Origin of the sequence: Streptomyces sp. NBC_00443 (assembly GCF_036014175.1) — a bacterium.
Lineage (GTDB): Bacteria > Actinomycetota > Actinomycetes > Streptomycetales > Streptomycetaceae > Streptomyces.
Window position 1 is genome coordinate 694,998 of record NZ_CP107917.1, and the last position, 16,341, is coordinate 711,338.

Annotated in this window: 12 protein-coding genes and 2 pseudogenes; 7 read left to right on the forward strand and 7 right to left on the reverse strand. The window is 69.9% G+C overall.

Features of this window, described 5'->3' with window-relative positions; translation table 11 throughout:
- Positions 1–131 precede the first annotated feature (131 nt).
- Positions 132–944 (forward strand): ABC transporter ATP-binding protein, encoded by an 813-nt coding sequence (locus tag OHO27_RS03155; protein WP_328420041.1) that lies wholly within the window; start codon positions 132–134, stop codon positions 942–944.
- A gap of 263 nt (positions 945–1,207) precedes the next feature.
- Here the strand turns inward: OHO27_RS03155 and OHO27_RS03160 are convergent.
- A pseudogene (locus tag OHO27_RS03160) lies at positions 1,208–2,104 on the reverse strand (transposase); the annotation flags it as partial.
- Here OHO27_RS03160 and OHO27_RS03165 point away from each other — a divergent pair.
- Together OHO27_RS03165 and OHO27_RS03170 are read left to right on the forward strand one after the other, a co-directional pair.
- Positions 2,053–3,195, forward strand: a complete 1,143-nt coding sequence (locus OHO27_RS03165; protein ID WP_328420043.1) for a type III PLP-dependent enzyme — start codon at positions 2,053–2,055, stop codon at positions 3,193–3,195. The pseudogene OHO27_RS03160 and the gene OHO27_RS03165 sit on opposite strands and share 52 nt — an antisense overlap.
- Positions 3,196–3,245: 50 nt before the next feature.
- Positions 3,246–3,611, forward strand: coding sequence for a nuclear transport factor 2 family protein (locus tag OHO27_RS03170; RefSeq protein WP_328420045.1), 366 nt, complete (start codon positions 3,246–3,248; stop codon positions 3,609–3,611).
- A 233-nt stretch (positions 3,612–3,844) separates the two neighbouring features.
- Here the strand turns inward: OHO27_RS03170 and OHO27_RS03175 are convergent, their stop codons facing one another.
- Positions 3,845–4,825, reverse strand: coding sequence for a CU044_5270 family protein (locus OHO27_RS03175; RefSeq protein WP_328420047.1), 981 nt, complete (start codon positions 4,823–4,825; stop codon positions 3,845–3,847).
- Positions 4,818–5,351: an RNA polymerase sigma factor gene (locus OHO27_RS03180; protein ID WP_328420049.1), complete on the reverse strand. Its 534-nt coding sequence runs from the start codon at positions 5,349–5,351 to the stop codon at positions 4,818–4,820. The genes OHO27_RS03175 and OHO27_RS03180 overlap by 8 nt, the downstream gene beginning before the upstream one ends.
- A 114-nt stretch (positions 5,352–5,465) precedes the next feature.
- Here OHO27_RS03180 and ctaD point away from each other — a divergent pair, with 114 nt between their 5' ends.
- Together ctaD and OHO27_RS03190 are read left to right on the forward strand one after the other, a co-directional pair.
- Positions 5,466–7,085: an aa3-type cytochrome oxidase subunit I gene (gene ctaD, locus OHO27_RS03185; RefSeq protein WP_443059690.1), complete on the forward strand. Its 1,620-nt coding sequence runs from the start codon at positions 5,466–5,468 to the stop codon at positions 7,083–7,085.
- On the forward strand, positions 7,082–7,405 hold the full coding sequence (locus tag OHO27_RS03190) for a hypothetical protein (protein ID WP_328420053.1): 324 nt from the start codon (positions 7,082–7,084) through the stop codon (positions 7,403–7,405). The genes ctaD and OHO27_RS03190 overlap by 4 nt, the downstream gene beginning before the upstream one ends.
- A gap of 10 nt (positions 7,406–7,415) precedes the next feature.
- On the opposite strand, the gene OHO27_RS03195 is transcribed toward OHO27_RS03190, so the two are convergent.
- Positions 7,416–9,377, reverse strand: a complete 1,962-nt coding sequence (locus OHO27_RS03195; RefSeq protein WP_328420055.1) for a ricin-type beta-trefoil lectin domain protein — start codon at positions 9,375–9,377, stop codon at positions 7,416–7,418.
- Between the two features lie 201 nt (positions 9,378–9,578).
- Between OHO27_RS03195 and OHO27_RS03200 the strand changes: the two genes are divergently transcribed.
- Positions 9,579–10,793 (forward strand): glycosyltransferase, encoded by a 1,215-nt coding sequence (locus OHO27_RS03200; RefSeq protein ID WP_328430336.1) that lies wholly within the window; start codon positions 9,579–9,581, stop codon positions 10,791–10,793.
- An 87-nt stretch (positions 10,794–10,880) separates the two neighbouring features.
- Here the strand turns inward: OHO27_RS03200 and OHO27_RS03205 are convergent, their stop codons facing one another.
- The 3 genes from OHO27_RS03205 to OHO27_RS03215 all read right to left on the reverse strand — a co-directional run bounded on the left by OHO27_RS03205 (position 10,881) and on the right by OHO27_RS03215 (position 15,603).
- Positions 10,881–11,543 carry a TetR/AcrR family transcriptional regulator gene (locus OHO27_RS03205; RefSeq protein WP_328420057.1) on the reverse strand — a complete coding sequence of 221 codons (663 nt, stop codon included), beginning with the start codon at positions 11,541–11,543 and terminating at the stop codon, positions 10,881–10,883.
- A 151-nt stretch (positions 11,544–11,694) separates the two neighbouring features.
- Positions 11,695–13,554: a cellulase family glycosylhydrolase gene (locus OHO27_RS03210; RefSeq protein ID WP_328420059.1), complete on the reverse strand. Its 1,860-nt coding sequence runs from the start codon at positions 13,552–13,554 to the stop codon at positions 11,695–11,697.
- A 78-nt stretch (positions 13,555–13,632) separates the two neighbouring features.
- Positions 13,633–15,603 (reverse strand): translation factor GTPase family protein, encoded by a 1,971-nt coding sequence (locus OHO27_RS03215; RefSeq protein WP_328420061.1) that lies wholly within the window; start codon positions 15,601–15,603, stop codon positions 13,633–13,635.
- 273 nt (positions 15,604–15,876) lie between these two features.
- Between OHO27_RS03215 and OHO27_RS03220 the strand changes: the two are divergent.
- A pseudogene (locus OHO27_RS03220) lies at positions 15,877–16,263 on the forward strand ((2Fe-2S)-binding protein); the annotation flags it as partial.
- Positions 16,264–16,341: the final 78 nt, after the last annotated feature.

Consider the following 16,341-nt stretch of genomic DNA (forward strand, 5'->3'; position numbering starts at 1 on the left):
GCGGCGCGTCGCCACCACGCTCGGCGCACTACGGCTGCTCGCCTTCGTACCGCGCCAGGGCGCCCGCGTCCCCACGAGGCGCGAATGACCGGCGTAGGCCAAGAATCCCCACCGGTCTTCAGGAGCCGCACATGACCACCACCAACGAGCTCTCCACCCAGGGCCTCCGCCTGCGCTACGGCGACCGCCTCGTCGTCGGCGACCTGGACCTCACGCTGCCCGGCGGCGCCGTCACCGCGATCGTCGGGCCCAACGCCTGTGGAAAGTCGACCCTGTTGAGGGGGCTCAGCCGGCTGCTCGCGCCGGCCGCCGGCAGTGTCACTCTCGACGGCGCCGACATCCACCGGATGTCCGCGCGGGCGCTGGCCCTGCGCATGGGTCTGCTGCCGCAGCAGCCGGTCACGCCGGAGGCGATCACCGTCGAGGCGCTGGTGCGCCTGGGCCGGTATCCGCACCAGCGGCTGCTGAGCCCCTGGTCGGCCACCGACCAGAAGGCGGTGGACGAGGCCCTGGAGCGCACCGGAACCGCAGTCCTGCGCGACCAACCCGTCGACCAGCTGTCCGGCGGTCAGCGCCAACGTGCCTGGATCGCGCTGGCGTTGGCGCAGGACACCGAGCTGCTCCTGCTCGACGAGCCCACCACCTTCCTCGACCTGCGGCACCAGCTCGACGTCCTCGACCTGGTCGCCGCCCTGCACGCCGAGGCGGGCCGCACCGTGGTGATGGTGCTGCACGATCTCGGACAGACACCTCAGGCGCCTAACTCGTCAAGCCTGCGTGTCTCCGGCGTCTTCGGCATCGAGCGCCGCGTCCAGAGTGTCTCCGATCTGGATGAGGTCTTCCGCAGAGAGCTTGGGTGGAGTCCAGTGGTGTGCGCGTGCGTGATCGACGAAGGTCTCGTCCAGCGGGACGTGGTAGCGCTCGACGTAGTGAGCGAGGTCTGAGTACCAGAACCACTCGCCGTCAGTGTGCAGCTCCAACGCGCCGATGAGTTCGTTGCTCAGCGCGTCATGGACTGGTGATCCGGTGACGGCGAGGGCAGATCCTGAACGGAGATAACGCACCAGCTTCTCCTCGCCCGGGGCGGCGTGGCCGCGGACCGAGTCGCGAAGTGCAGGGCCGTCGGGGCGACCATGTGCCAGTTCCTGAAACTCACCTAGGAACCGGTTGTAGGGAAAAGATTCACTGGCCATGGGCGGAAGCCTATTCACGGCCTGCAGCCTGGTGACGCCGCCTCTAGAGCTCCGGCAGTAGTAGAAGGAAACGCCGTCTGTTCATCGAACAGCTCGTGCTGCTGGAGGCAGTGGTAGAGCTGGCCGAGCATGCGGTTGAAGAGGTTGCGCTGGGCCGCTGCGTGCCAGTCGCCATGGTCGTCACGGCGCTTGCGGTAGTGCGTCTTGGCGCCGGGAGAGGCGCTGATGGCAGAGAAGGCCCAGAGGTAGCCGGCATGGTTGAGGCGGTCATTCTTCACCCAGCGCCTGGTGACGCTGGACTTCTTGCCGGATGCCCTGGTGATGGGTGACGCGCCGGCATAGGCCTTCAGCCCACGGGCGTCAGAGAAGCGCTTCCGGTCGTCACCGATCTCGGCCAGCACCCGGGCGCCGAGCTGGACGCCGAGGCCGGGGAAACTGAGGATGATGTCCGGGTGCTGAGGAAATGCTTCGTCCACCGCCTCTTCGAGGTCGGTGGCAGCCCTGGAGGCGGCTTCGAGCTGAATGAGCAGGGCGAGCATCTGCTTGCCGAGAGCGTCCTCGACGAGTGGCGGCTGATGAGCCCAGTCGCCTCGGAGGACCTCGTGGAGGCGGTCGGCTTCCGCTTCGATGCCGCGCTGGCGGCCGGCCCGCTTGAGGGCCGACCGGAGTTGCGCACGGGTCAGTCTTGCGGCTCGCGTCGGCGTGGGAGCGAGGCGGAGGAGTTCGTGGGCCTCGGGTCGGCAGAGGCCCTTTTTCCAGGTCTCCACGGCTGCCAGGGCAGCTGGGTAGTACTCACGCAGCAGGGAGCGGAGCTGGTTGGCGATCTGTTGGCGGTTCCAGACGGCGTCCTGCTGGGCACGTGCAAGAACTGCGATGGCGCGGGCCAGGTCACTACGAGGTTTCCTCGGGCGGCGAACTCACCCATGTCGCCAAGGCGGTGCCCGGCCGTCCGCTCGCCTTCGGCGGCCCCGGCAAGACACCCGACGAGGTGACTGCCGCGCTGGAGGCGGGAGTCGAGCGCTTCCACGTCGAGAGCACCCACGAGTTGCGCATGCTGGCCGAGTTGGCACGACGCGTGACGCCCGGGCGACGGGTGGCGGTGCTGCCGCGCGTCAACCTTCCGGTGGCCGACGGGTCGTTGGCGGGCAGCTCGCTCGCGATGGGCGGCCGGCCGACCCCGTTCGGCATGGACCCCGAGCGGGCCGAAGCGGTGATCGGCGCGCTGACGGACGGCACGTACCCGCAGCTCGAACTGCGCGGTGTGCACGCCCACCTGGCTAGTGGGCTCGACGCTCCGGAGCAGGTGGCGGTGGCCGAGTCCGTCGTCGCGTGGGCGACCGGGCTCGGGGTCCGGCTCGCCGAAGTGAACGTCGGCGGCGGCATGCACGTCGACTATGCCGCCCCGGAGCGGCGCTTCGACTGGGAGACGTACGGCGAGGGGCTTGCCCGGCTGACCGGGCGGCACCCGGACCTGACCCTGCGCATCGAGCCGGGCCGGGCGCTCACGGCGTACTGCGGCTGGTACGCCACCGAGGTGCTGGACGTGAAGCGCAGTCACGGCGAGCTGTTCGCCGTCGTGCGGGGCGGCACGCACCACCTGCGGACCCCGGCGGCCAAGGGGCACGACCAGCCGTGCTCCGTCCTGCCGGTGGACGCCTGGCCGCACCCCTGGCCACGGCCGAACGCCGAGGACGCGCGAAGCAAGACGGGGGTCCCCCCGGACGAAGTCGCGGGGAGGATCACGCTGGCCGGTCAGCTGTGCACCCCGAAGGACGTCCTGGCCCGACGAGTCGCGGCCCCTGGGCTGCGGGCCGGGGACCGGGTGGCGTTCGCTCTGGCGGGGGCGTATGCGTGGAACATCTCCCACCACGACTTCCTCATGCACCCACCGCCCGGATTCCACTTCCTGGACGGGGATTCCGGTGCGTGGACGGGCCGGGTAGGGCACGTCGGTTCGGCTGGGCTTGCCGAGTCCGGCGGGGCGGAGGACTCTCGGAGATGAGGCCGTCGCGGCCGCTCCTCGTCCTGCCGCGGGCCTCGGAGGAGGTCACCATGGGCACCGCTGCACGCCCGTCTTTCGACACCGAGACACTGCGCCGGGCCGTGGAAGGACAGAGCCCGGAGACGCTTCTGTCGCTGTACACGGACGACGCCGAGATACGCGTCGTGAACCGCAACGCCCAGCCCAGCCACCCGAAGGTGCTGCACGGCCGTAGCGAGATCACCGACATGCTGACCGACGTCTACAACCGCGACATGACGCACAAGCTGGAGGCATGCGTGGTCCAGGGCGACCGCGCGGCCTACAGCGAGTCCTGTGAGTACGCGGACGGTGTGCGCGTCATGTCCGAGTCGATGATCACGTTGCGGGACGGCAGGATCGCCTGGCAGATCATCATCGAGGCATGGGACGAGTAGGGAGGACGCTGCCGGAGGTCCAGGTCACGTCACGGCTGAGCTGGACCTTCTCGGCGCGGGCCGCCGCGGGCCGGTCACGCCCGGTCCGGTCCGGGCGGCGATGGCCGGTCTCCGCGGCGGGGCGCCTGCTGTCCGCCGCTCTCGCACGGACGGCGCTGCGAGCGGTGCGGCCTCGCCGACTTCCTCCGTCGCCGCGTGTGGTCCGTACCCGGCGCAGTCGGCATCGAGGGTGATCAGCGCATCCAGGCGCTGTACGACATCACGTCACCGGCCTTGACACCGTACTCCGGATCCGCCTTCGTGAAGGTCGTCTCAAGGCCCAGTACGGCCCCGGTGGCCGGGTCCATGATCAGCATCTCGCGGGTGCCGGTCCGGTCCAGAGCGTAGGCCTGTCCGCGCCGTCCGAGACGGTCCGTCACCTGGCCGAGGGGCTTGAGCCCCTCCGTGTCCGCTAGGAGTTGCGCGAGGGTCGCCGACTCGCGGGCGCCGAGGGTCCAGGTGCCGAGCAGCGACGCGACGGCGTCGAGGAGCTCGCCGGTGGTCAGCGCGGTCTTGCTGTACGCGACCTCCTGCAGGTAGGCACGCAGGCCTGCGACGTCGGTGGGAGGCGGCGACTGCGGCGGGGCGTCGCTCCAACTGCGCGGGTACGTCTGCCTGCTGAGGACATGGCCGTCCTCGACCGGACGCGGCTCGCCGTCCTCGTCGGTCAGGACCGGTCGGCCGGGGTGGCGTGGGTCGGTCGCCACGACGATCTCCGTGTGGCTGTCGTCGGCGTTCCACCGCACGATGGTCTCGATGGGGAGGGTGATCGGCGGCTTCTTGTCGCTCATTGCCAGGCTCCACGCCTGTACGTGCGTGCCCTTGCGCAGCGCGGGCGAGTCGTCCGCCGCCGCCAGCTCTGCACGCTCGGCCAGTTGCTTCAGCGGGACGGGCGAGGAGTCGGCCTGCACGATCAGGGGCCGCGGTGCGGCGACAGCGGGGGCCGTCGTCTGGCCGGTGAACAGCAACGCCGACACGAGCGCGGCGACGACGCCCGTGGCCGCGAGACCCCAGGCCACGCGGGTGCGGCGGCGGGGGACGGCAGCGGCGGTGCGTTTGTGCAGCAGCCGGTCGAGGTGGCGTTCGGCGTCGTGGTCCAGCGGGCCGTCGCCGAAGTGGGGGCCGTCGACCGGTACCGGGTTGGCTTGGCGCAGCAGTTCGAGTTCGTCAGCCATGGCTTCGTTCCTTGGACACGGTCGTCGGGCTCATTCGGTCGATCTCGGCTCTGAGTCGGCGCCGGGCCCGGTGCAGCCGCATGGCCGCGGCCCGCCTGCCGCAGCCCAGTGCCACGGCGACCTCCTCGACGGCCAGTTCCTCCCACGCCGTCAGCCGCAGGACCTCCTGGTCGGCCGGGGACAGCCGGTGCAGCGCCTCGTGCACCCAGGCGCCCGGCGCCTCCGCGTCGGGGCTGTCCACGATGTGCCGGCCGTGCGCGCTCTCGTCGTTGCCGAGCCGGTCGACCAGCCGCCGCCGGCGCCCGTAGCCGCGTACCGCGTTCGCCAGGCAGTTGCGTGCCACGCCGTACAGCCAGGGCAGCGGTGTTGCCGGGAGGTCGTCCCGGCGCCGCCAGGCGACGGTGAACACCTCCGCCACCACTTCCTCGACCTCACTCGTACGCCCGTCCAGTCGCCGCGCGACATAGCGGCTGACCGCCCAGTAGTGCTCGCGATAGGCAGCGGCGAAGATCTCGTCGTTGCTCATGTTCCGTTCGTGTCCGGCACCGGCCGGATCGTCACACCCGTTTCCGTGATTCTTGTCGCGTCCCCCGAGTGTGACGTGCGGGTGGACCGCGGACACAGGCGGGGCGTGAAGAGGATCAGAAACGTCACAGACACCAAGGTCGTCCAGTGGCTGACCACCACTGACCACAAGACGATCGGAACGCTCTATTTGGTCACTTCGTTCGCCTTCTTCTGCATCGGCGGCGTGATGGCGCTGTTCATGCGCGCCGAGCTCGCCCGGCCGGGTCTGCAGATCATGTCGAACGAGCAGTTCAACCAGGCGTTCACGATGCACGGCACGATCATGCTGCTGATGTTCGCGACGCCGCTGTTCGCCGGCTTCGCGAACTGGATCATGCCGCTGCAGATCGGCGCGCCGGATGTGGCGTTCCCGCGGCTGAACATGTTCGCCTACTGGCTGTACCTGTTCGGCTCGCTCATCGCGGTCGGCGGCTTCCTCACCCCGAGCGGCGCGGCCGACTTCGGCTGGTTCGCCTACAGCCCGCTGTCGGACGCGGTCCGCAGCCCGGGCATCGGCGCCGACATGTGGATCATGGGTCTGGCCTTCTCCGGCTTCGGCACCATCCTCGGCTCGGTCAACTTCATCACCACGATCATCTGCATGCGCGCCCCCGGCATGACCATGTTCCGCATGCCGATCTTCGTGTGGAACGTGCTGCTGACGGCCGTCCTGGTCCTGCTCGCCTTCCCCGTCCTCGCGGCGGCACTGTTCGCGCTGGAGGCGGACCGCAAGTTCGGCGCCCACATCTTCGATGCCGCCAACGGCGGGGCCTTGCTATGGCAACACCTCTTCTGGTTCTTCGGCCATCCAGAGGTGTACATCATCGCCCTGCCATTCTTCGGAATCATTTCCGAAGTGATTCCGGTCTTCTCCCGCAAGCCGATGTTCGGCTACATGGGTCTGATCGCTGCGACCATCGCGATCGCGGGTCTGTCCGTGACGGTGTGGGCGCACCACATGTACGTCACCGGCGGTGTGCTGTTGCCGTTCTTCGCGTTCATGACGTTCCTCATCGCCGTACCAACAGGCGTGAAGTTCTTCAACTGGATCGGCACGATGTGGAAGGGCTCGTTGTCCTTCGAGACACCGATGCTCTGGGCGGTCGGCTTCCTGATCACCTTCGTCTTCGGCGGTCTGACCGGTGTCATCCTGGCCTCACCGCCACTGGACTTCCACGTGTCCGACTCGTACTTCGTCGTCGCCCACTTCCACTACGTCGTCTTCGGCACCGTCGTCTTCGCCATGTTCGCCGGGTTCCACTTCTGGTGGCCGAAGTTCACGGGCAAGATGCTCGACGAGCGCCTGGGCAAGATGACCTTCTGGACGCTGTTCATCGGCTTCCACGGCACCTTCCTGGTGCAGCACTGGCTGGGCGTGAACGGAATGCAGCGCCGCATTCCCGACTATCTGGCGGTGGAAGGGCTGACGGCGCTGAACAGCCTGTCGACCGTTTTCTCGTTCGTGCTCGGCGCGTCGCTCCTGCCGTTCTTCTACAACATCTGGAAGACCGCGAAATACGGGGCGAAGGTCGAGACCGACGATCCGTGGGGCTACGGCCGCTCGCTGGAGTGGGCGACGTCCTGCCCGCCGCCGCGGCACAACTTCCTCACTCTGCCGCGGATCCGTTCCGAGTCCCCGGCGTTCGATCTGCATCACGCCCCCGCGCCGGAGAAGGAGTTGACCACTGCGTGAGCGTCACGGACGAGTTCCTGAACGATGTCGAGGGGCATCTCCTGCTCGCTGCGACCCGCGACGAGGGCCGTACGGCAGCCGCCCGTTTCAGCGCGCCGCTGCACTGGCTGACGGACACCCAGCGGGACGAGATGGAGCGGCGGTTCGAGGCGGAGTACCTCGCACTCGCCCGCGCCTCCTGGCAGCACACTGCGGCGCGTGCCGGGAGACTGCGGGACGAGTACGAGGCGAGGTACCGGGACCTGCGGCGCCGGCTGCTGGCCGGGGGGCTGCTGACCTGCGCCCTGGCATTCGGTGCTCTCGTGGTGTGCCTCGCCTAGGCCTGCTGGGCTAGCTCACCGTCCACTTCTGGTTGTCCTGGCCGTTGCAGCTCCAGAGCACCAGCTTGGTGCCGCCCGCGGTGGCCGCACCGTAAGCGTCGAGGCAGAGCCCGGCGTTGACGTTGGTGAGGGTGCCGTCGCTGTTGAGGTTCCACTTCTGGTTGCTCTGGCCGTTGCAGTCCCAGATGACCGCCCGGGTGCCGTTGGTGGTGCCGAGGTTGTAGGCGTCGAGGCACTTGTTGCCGTAGACCACCAGCTCCTTGCGGGTGCTGTTGTACTGCCAGACCTGGTTCTGGCCGCCATTGCAGTCCCACAGTTGGGCGTCGGTGCCGTTGGCGATGGTGGTGTCGTCGATGTCGACGCACCGGCCGGACCCGGTACCCGTGATCAGTGTGCCGTTCCTGCCGGGCAGCGGTCGCACGACGATGCCGTCGAGGGTCGGGGCGCCGGAGAAGGAGATGGTGTTGGCGCTGCCCTTGGCGAGGGAGACGTTGACGGAGATGTTGCCCGCAGTGGGGCCGGTCGGCGGGAAGGAGACCTTGGTGGGGGTCTGGCCGTTCACGGTGAGCGTGGCCGTGCGGGCCGTGGAGGTGTTGTTGGTGTAGGAGATCTCGACCGTCTTCAGGCCGGCGCTTCCCGCGGCCACACCGGAGAAGCTCGACGTGCCGCTGTAGGTGCTCGCGGACTGCTCCGTGCCACCGGTGACCGTGAGCATCACCGAGCCGCCCGCCGGGACGCTCGTGGTGTGACTCGTGCCGGTGGTGGCGAGGTTCTGCCGGGCCCACAGGTCACGGACGGTCGCGGCGGCGTTCGTCAGGCCGAGGTCGGACCAGCGGACGGTCATGTTCTGCGTGGTCGACGTGCGGTTGAGCAGGACGACGGCACGATTGCCGCTGCCGGACAGGACCTTGCCGTAGACCTGGAGACCGGTGGTGTCCTCGGCGACCTTGACGCCCTGCAGGCCGCGCGGATCCTGGTCGACGGCGATGACCTCGGGGTTGGTGAGGATGCTCGTCGTCTCGGCGGTGAGGGTGGTGAGGTCGAGTCCGGTGAGCAGCGGGGCGCCGGAGATCGCCCACAGGTTCATGTGGCTGCGGTTCTGGGCGGCGGTCAGGCCCGTCATGCCGGCCACCATCATGTCGGGGTCGTTGTAGTAGCCGGTGTGCTGTGCCGTGGGGTGGATGTTCCGGTCGAAGGCGGTCAGGACGTTGCCGTACGACGGTGTGCCGCCGTGGAAGAAGATGTCCGTGTTCGTCCGCCACATCGGGCCCATGCCCGGGGCCCAGTTCCAGGGGTTGTCGTAGCCCCAGTTACACAGGGAGAGGGCGAGCGGGCGGCCGGTGGTCGCGCTCGCCCCGGCGACGGCGTCACTGATCGCCTGGTAGGTCGTCCTAGGGTCGAGGCCCTCGGCGTCACCGCCGCACCAGTCGACCTTGACGAAGTCGAAGCCCCACCGGGAGAAGGCCAGCATGTCCTGCTCGTAGTGGCCCTCGCTGCCCGAGCCGGGCGCGGCCGGGCGGCCGGTCGGGAAGTAGTAGCCGCAGCCGTCCTTGCCGGCGTCGGTGTAGATGCCGGCCTTGAGTCCCTTGCTGTGGATGTAGTCGGCGATGGCCTTCATGCCGCCCGGCCACTCCGTCTCGTCGACGGTGATGTTTCCGGCGCCGTCGCGGGTGCCCTGCCACCAGCCCTCGTCGATGTTGATGTACTCGTAGCCGGCCTCGGGCAGACCTGCCGCCACGAATGCGTCGACCTGCTTCTTGATGACGTTGTGGTCGACCTTCGCGGCGAACGCGTTCCAGGACGCCCAGCCCATGGGGGCGGCGGGCACCGGTATCTGACGTGCCGTGGCCGCCTGGGCCGGGGCGGGTGCCGCGAACAGCAGGGCGGCGACGGCGGTGAGCACCAGGACGAGGGCGCGCACCGCGGTGGCTCTGCGGCGGCCGACGGGACTCATTCGGGGCGGGGGGTACATGCGGCTCCTTCATGCGGAAGAGACTCAGCGCGGTTCGTGATTTCGAACATGATTCGGAACATCGAACGCGTGGCGCTGAAATTAGGGCCACGGGAGAGGGAAGTCAACGGATGGGACGGACCTGAAGCCGCCCTTACGGAGGCACAGTTGGCGCCATGGGCGGCCCGCACCGCCATACTGGCCGATGTGCGTGTAGCGATCATGACGGCGGGCTCCCGGGGCGATGTCGCCCCCTACACCGGACTCGGGCACGCCCTGTCCGAGGCCGGACACGAGGTCACCCTGGTCACGCACGGCCGCTTCGAGCGGCTGGTAGCGGGGTCGGGCGTGCGCTTCCATCCGCTGCCGGTGGATCCACGGGCCGAGCTGGAGTCGGAGCGGGGGCGGAGGCTGCACCGCAGTGCGACCGGGCCGGGGAAGCTCGTCCGAGTGGTCCGGATGGCGCGGGCGCTGGCCGGAGAGATGACGGACGACATGCTCGCCGCCGCGAGAGCCTGCGACCTCCTGCTCCTGGCGGCCTCCACCGCACCGCTGGGGCACGCGATCGCCGAAGGTCTGTCACTGCCGGCCATCGACCTGCCCCTGCAACCGCTCGCGCCGACACGCGAGTTCGGGCCCCCGATGCTCGGGGGCGGCACCTGGGGCGCCGTCGGGAACCGGGTCGCCGGACATGGCGTGAACCTCGCCATCCACCGTGTCTTCTCGGCGGCCGTCCCGGACGCGCGGGCGCGGCTCGGGCTGTCACGCGGCAAGCCCCGCACCGCGGCACGCACGGGCCGCGTCCTCCATGGCTACAGCCCCCTGGTGGTCCCCCGCCCTCGCGACTGGCAGCCGCACCTGGAAGTGACGGGGTACTGGTGGCCGTACGACGGTGAGGTTCAACTCCCACCCGCGCTGCGGGAGTTCCTGGACGCGGGCCCGCCGCCCGTGTTCGTGGGCCTGGGCAGCGCGACCGTGCCCGATCCGGCGGCGCTGAGCACCGAGGTCGTGCGCGCCCTGCGCCGGGCCGGGCTGCGCACGGTGATCCAGCGGGGCTGGGGCGGCCTGGAGGCCGCGGGGGACGACGTCCTGACCATCGACGAGGTGCCGCACTCCGCGCTGTTCCCGCGCATGGCCGCCGTGATCCACCACTGCGGTGCGGGCACGACGGGCGCCGGGCTGCGCGCCGGAGTCCCGGCCGTGCCCGTGCCGGTCCAGTTCGACGAGGGCTTCTGGGCCGCGCGTCTGGTCGCGCTCGGCGTGGCGCCCCGGGCCGTGCCGCTACGGAAGTTGACGGCCGAGGCACTGACGGCGGCCGTACGGGAGGCGACCGGCGACCCGTCGTACGGCCGTCGCGCCCAAGCCCTCGCCGAGGGTCTGCGCGCCGAGGACGGTACGGCTGCGGTCGTCGAGGCGGTGAGCCGGCTCGGGGCATGAGCCACCGACGAGCGCACATCGCCCAGCCTTGAGAGCCGGCCTCAAGGGCAGGTCTCAAGGCCCGGTCTCAGGGACCTGCAAGCCGCCTCAGGGACCTGCGAGCCGGGGGTCCGCCGGCTGGAGAATGCCCAGCAGGATGCGGACGAGTTCGTCGACGACCTCGTCGAGGGTCGCGTCCACCCACCCCGCGCTCCAGTCGTGCAGCAGCCCGTTGACGCTGCCGATGAAGGCGGTCACGGCGAGGCGGTAGTCGCGCGGGGCCGCCTCCCCACGGGCCACGGCGGACGCCACCTCGGCGCAGACGAGGTCGACCCAGCGGGCACGGCGGGCGAGGCGCTGTTCCTCCAGGCGGGCACTGACGCCGACGATCTCTACGAAGGTGATGCGGATGCGGCGCGGGTCGGAGGTGACGTTCGCGGCGTACTCGCGGAAGATCGCGGTGGCGCGCTCGGCCAGCGGCAGGTCCCGCGCCTCGGCCACCGCCGCCAGGACGGCCTCCTCCGCCCAGGCGTTGACCTCGAGGTGGAGGGCGGTCAGGACGTCCTCGAGGGCGCGGAACTCCTCGTAGAACTGACGGGTCGACAGGCCGGCCGCCTCGCTCAACGCCGCGACGGTCGTGCCCCGGTAGCCGGGGGTGTCGCCGAAGAGCTGGAGGGCCGCGTCCAGGAAACGCCGCCGCCGCTCCGCCTTTCGCTCCTCGGCCGACTTGCCGCCGTAACGACCGGTGGGCGCCCTGAGCCTGCCCGCCACGCTGTCCTCCCACCGCCACGCCGACCCGACGATCAATTTTGTCGTGTACGCACTCTTTCAGAGAAGGGGCTCAGCCCAAAGGTTTCAGCACCGCACCCACGCCGTCCTCGGTCGCCGTGTGCCGCGCGGCGACCGAGGCGGCACGGGCGCGCTATCCGATGGTCCGCGCGGCCCACGCGGAGAGCTCGGACCGTGCGGTGTTCAGCACAGTGGCCGAGGGGCTGTTCGCTCCGTTCGTCACCAGCGCGTAGTGCAGGACGCCGGAGTCCGAGTCGGTGAGCAGCAGGCGGCGGCTGCCGGTGCCGCCCGGTTCCGCGGCGACGCCGATCGGGGTGGTCGAGGTGTACGACGGCGGGGCGTGTGCCGTGCCCAGGTCGGAGACGACCGTGGTGGACCCGGTCGGGAAGGAGGCCGGGAGGTGCAGTTCGGTCGGTGCCGTGCCGGTGTTGGAGCGCCACACCAGCAGCCCGTACTGTCCCGACCCCACCAGCTGTGCCACGTTCGGCAGTGAGCTGGGCACCGGGTTCCAGGTCAGGGTGGTGCCGCCGTCCCGGGAGCGGTCCTCGTAGGTGAAGGCGACGGTCGTGCCGGACGTCGCGCTCGGGTAGATGCGGTCGAGCAGCCGGGCGTCCTGACGGAGCACCGGCGCGCCCGAGTCGTCGAGTCGTACGGCGGAGAGGTCCTCGTCGTTCCAGGCGTCCCCGGCGGTGAGGACCTTGTCGGGGTTGGCGTTCATCAGCTCTCGATGGCGTCCGTTGTAGATGTCCCACTGCCACTGCGAACCGGAGAGCACGGGGCCGGAGCCGGCCGGGTTGGACCACCAACTCGCGCCCGGGACGCGGGAGTCGAGGGCCTGGTACATCGCCTTGAGCACGGTCGGCGCCTTGTCGGAGACCGAGCCCGCCAGCGGATGGCCGAACTCGCTGATGATCGCCGGCGTACGCGTGGCCGAGGCGCGGTCGCGGACGGTCCCGAAGTCACCGGCGTACTGGCCGTCCTCCGCCTTGCCCCACATGAAGATGCCGGAGATGGCCTTCTGGTCGTAGAAGTGGGTGTTGAACACGTACCGCGGTCCGAGTGTGCCCGCGTCGAGCAGACCGCCCTCCTGTTTCTGGAAGTCGATGTTGGCGTTCCAGAAGAGGTTCGGCTCGGCGAACAGCGGCTTGTCCTGCCAGCCGGCCGCGTCCATGCGGGCGCGGAACTTCGTGTAGAAGGGCCAGAGCACGTCGCGTTCCCAGGTGCGGCTGGTCTGGCCGGAGTCGTAGACACCGGCGTGCGGCTCGTTGTAGGGGTCGAAGCCGACGACGCCCGCGAACTCGGCGGCGGAGACGTTCTGTTCGATGTACGCCATGGTCTTCTGGGCGGTGGCCAGGAAGGCGTCCTGGAGTCCGTACTCGTTGTGCCAGAAGTCGTAGGACGCCTGCTTCACGGCCTCGTTCTGGGTGATGTTCTGTCCCCAGAAGAGGCAGATCCCGCAGTTCTCGTCCGGGTAGGTCCCGAGGTCGACGGCCCACTTGGGGGCGCCGTCGCCCGTGTACCAGCTGTCGGGGTCGAACAGGTGCCGGGAGTAGAGGTCCTGGTGGAAGTCGGGGTAGACGCGGATGCCGGCGTCGAGGAAGGCGCGCATCTGGGCGGTGGCGGCGGCCAGATACGTGGTGTCGACCTGGCCGCGTGCGGGTTCCGCATAGGCCCAGGACAGCAGGAAACGGATCGAGTTGCCGCCGCCGAGGGCGCGCAGCGCGGTCGCGGACTTCTTCGCGTCGGCGACCGAGGCGAAGGGCAGGCCGCCGTTCTCGGCCAGCTTGGTCTCGCCGGAGACGTTGTAGCCGCGCAGCACGACCTCGCGGCCGTGGCCGTCGGTGAAGCGGCCGTTCTGGACGGTGAGGGGCGTTTCGTCGAACCAGAGGGAGCCGGGAAGGGAGGCGGCGGTGGCGGGAGCGGGTCCCGCCACCGTCAGGGATCCGAAGAGGACGACCAGGACAACAAGCAGACGCGTCCGGATGTTCGGCATGTCCACTACAGTCCGGTGATATCACGACACAGTCAACACCCCTGACTCTGGAGTAAGTTACGTCCCTGCTGTCACTTGTCAGCCGCCGACCCTGCGCGTCAGGTTCAGCAAGTACTCCTTCCGGTTCACCGGGTTGAAGTCGGTGCGCCGGCGCTCCGGGAGCGTGCCGCGCGCGGCGGGTGCGTAGTGGTCGAAGACGCTCTCCAGCTCGCCCTCGCCGCGTGTCAGGCCGGGCAGTTGCTGCTCCAGTTCGTGCACGTGAGCCGCGGGCAGCGATCCCTCCAGGACGCAGGAGGCGCCGCGCGTCCGAGTCGTCTGCGGCACCGCGCGCAGCCTGGCGAACACCGGCAGCAGGGCCGCCAGGGTGTCGGTCGGGGCCTCGATGCGGAAGCGGTGCATCGGCTCGTGGACCTCGGTGCCCGCCCGGCGCAGGGCCTCGATCAGGACCAGCGGCGTGAGGCCGCGGAAGTCGTAGCCGGTGCTGGACATGCTCTTGTCGAAGCCCTGGTGGGCGTGGCTCTGCCGGGGCGAGTAGCCGGAGTGGGTCATGGTGACCGTGCAGTCGGGGACCCGCCAGCCGTACAGGCCCTGGCCGAGGGTCTCGCGGACGGTGTCCTCGACGGCTTTGAAGAAGGCGTACGGCATCGATCCGAGCTCCACCTCCAGCCGGAAGGCCACTCCGGCGCCGACCGGGGCGGGGTCGACGCGCAGGCCGACCGTGGCGAGGAAGGGGTTGCCGTCCTTCTTGTTGAACTCGACCGCCGCGCCCGGGCCGACCGGCCGCTCGACGCACAGCGGTGTCGTCCGACGGAAGGTGACGTCGAGGCCGAACTCCTCGGCGAGCGTGACCTGGATGACCTCCTTCTGCACCTCGCCGTAGAGGGAGACGAAGGTCTCCTGCCGTACCTCGTCATGGCGCAGGCCGATGAGGGGGTCCTGTTCGGCCAGCAGGGTGAGCGCGCGGTGCAGGGCCCGCCGGTCCGTGTCGCCGGCCGGGACGACGACCGTTTCGAGGGTGGGCGGGGCGAAGAAGTGCCCGTACGCCTTGCGGGGTTCGCCGATGGCGTCGCCGATCCTGATGTCGGCCAGGCCCCACAGCTTGGCGATCCGGCCGGCCGGCACCGAGTCGTCCCGGACGTCGGTGCCCTGGTCGAACACGCTGATCGCGGTGATCCGGGCCTCGGCGCCGGCCCCGTCGAAGCGGATCCGATCGCGCGTGCGCAGGGTGCCGGAGAACAGCCGCGTATAGGCGACCTTCTCCCCCGCCGGCCCGCGCTCGACCTTGAAGACGGCTCCGGAGACCGGGCCGTCCGGGTCGCCGTCGGCGGCGGGCAGCAGCTGCTTGATCCCCTCGATCAGCGGGCCGACCCCTGCGCCGGTGATCGCGGAGCCGAAGTACACCGGGTGGACGAGGGCCTGCCGGGTCTGCTCGGCGAGGGCGGTGCCGAGGCGGTCGTAGGAGACGGTGCCCTCGACGTACGCCGTCAGCAACGCGTCGTCGTGGCCGGAGAGGACGTCGAGCGCCGACGAGCCGAGGCCGGGGAGGAAGCGGGCCTCACGGGTGCCGAGGCCGTCGGTCGTCCCCATCGGTACGACGGCCGCGGACAGCCGCTCGGAAACGGCGCGCAGGACGGCGTCGTGGCGCGCCCCGCGTCGGTCGATCTTGTTGACGAAGACGAGGGTGGGGATGCGCAGCCGCTGCAGGGTGCGCATCAGCACGCGGGTCTGCGGCTGGACGCCCTCGACGGCGGAGACGCCCAGCACGGCGCCGTCCAGGACGCCGAGCACCCGCTCCACCTCGGCGATGAAGTCCGGGTGGCCGGGGGTGTCGATGAGGTTGACCGTCACGTCGTCGAGCGCGAAGGAGACGACGGCGGACTTGATGGTGATGCCGCGCTGCCGCTCCAGCGCGAGGGAATCGGTCTGCGTGTTCCCGGCGTCGACGCTGCCGATCTCGTCGATCACGCCCGCCGTGTGCAGCAGGCGTTCGGTCAGGCTGGTCTTACCGGCGTCGACATGGGCGAGGATCCCGAGGTTGAGCAAATGCACGGAGCGTCATGTCCTTCGATGAGGGGGTCGTTCCTTCCTGGGGGGACATGAACGCAGTGCGCATTGCGGCTCCTCTGTGCGTGACGACAGGACCCGTTCACGTGACGACGGGCCACCTGCAGTGCAGCAGGAGCGACCCCGCACCGGCAATGGATTAACGCTCAACGAACGCTGCCGCAGCACTCGCCGTGACACCGCAGCCGCCATAGAGTGACGTACATCATGCCCGGCCGATGTTTCCCCTCTCATCTCCACTCGGCCTCTGGAGGGCACATGACTCACATCTCGGTGAAGGTGGACGGCACGACGTACGAGGACGACGTGGAGCCCTGCCTCCTCCTGATCCACTAACTGCGCGACCGTCTCGGTCTGACCGGCACCCCGATCGGGTGTGACACCTCGAACTGCGGGACCTGCACGGTCGAGCTGGACGGCACGGCCGTCAAGAGCTGCACCGTGCTCGCCGTCCAGGCCGACGGGAGCGAGGTGACCACCGTCCAGGGGCTCGCCCACGACGGCGAGTGGACGGCGCTGCAGCGCACGTTCCACGAGCGGCACGCGCTGCAGTGCGGCTACTGCACCCCGGGGATGATCATGGCGGCCCGCGATCTGCTGCGTGAGCACCCGCACCCCACGCCGGACGAGGTACGCCACGGCCTGGCGGCGGCCCCGCCGAGCGTGGACGCTTTCGTCGAGGGGCACAGCCTGGCCGCGCTGGAGCGGCTGGCGGCGGTGGTG

Coding starts and splice junctions, on each gene's coding strand:
- OHO27_RS03155 (WP_328420041.1), top strand. CDS start 132: ATGACCACCACCAACGAGCTCTCCACCCAGGGCCTCCGCCTGCGCTAC.
- OHO27_RS03170 (WP_328420045.1), top strand. CDS start 3,246: ATGGGCACCGCTGCACGCCCGTCTTTCGACACCGAGACACTGCGCCGG.
- OHO27_RS03175 (WP_328420047.1), bottom strand. CDS start 4,825: ATGGCTGACGAACTCGAACTGCTGCGCCAAGCCAACCCGGTACCGGTC.
- OHO27_RS03180 (WP_328420049.1), bottom strand. CDS start 5,351: ATGAGCAACGACGAGATCTTCGCCGCTGCCTATCGCGAGCACTACTGG.
- OHO27_RS03195 (WP_328420055.1), bottom strand. CDS start 9,377: ATGTACCCCCCGCCCCGAATGAGTCCCGTCGGCCGCCGCAGAGCCACC.
- OHO27_RS03200 (WP_328430336.1), top strand. CDS start 9,579: ATGACGGCGGGCTCCCGGGGCGATGTCGCCCCCTACACCGGACTCGGG.
- OHO27_RS03210 (WP_328420059.1), bottom strand. CDS start 13,554: ATGCCGAACATCCGGACGCGTCTGCTTGTTGTCCTGGTCGTCCTCTTC.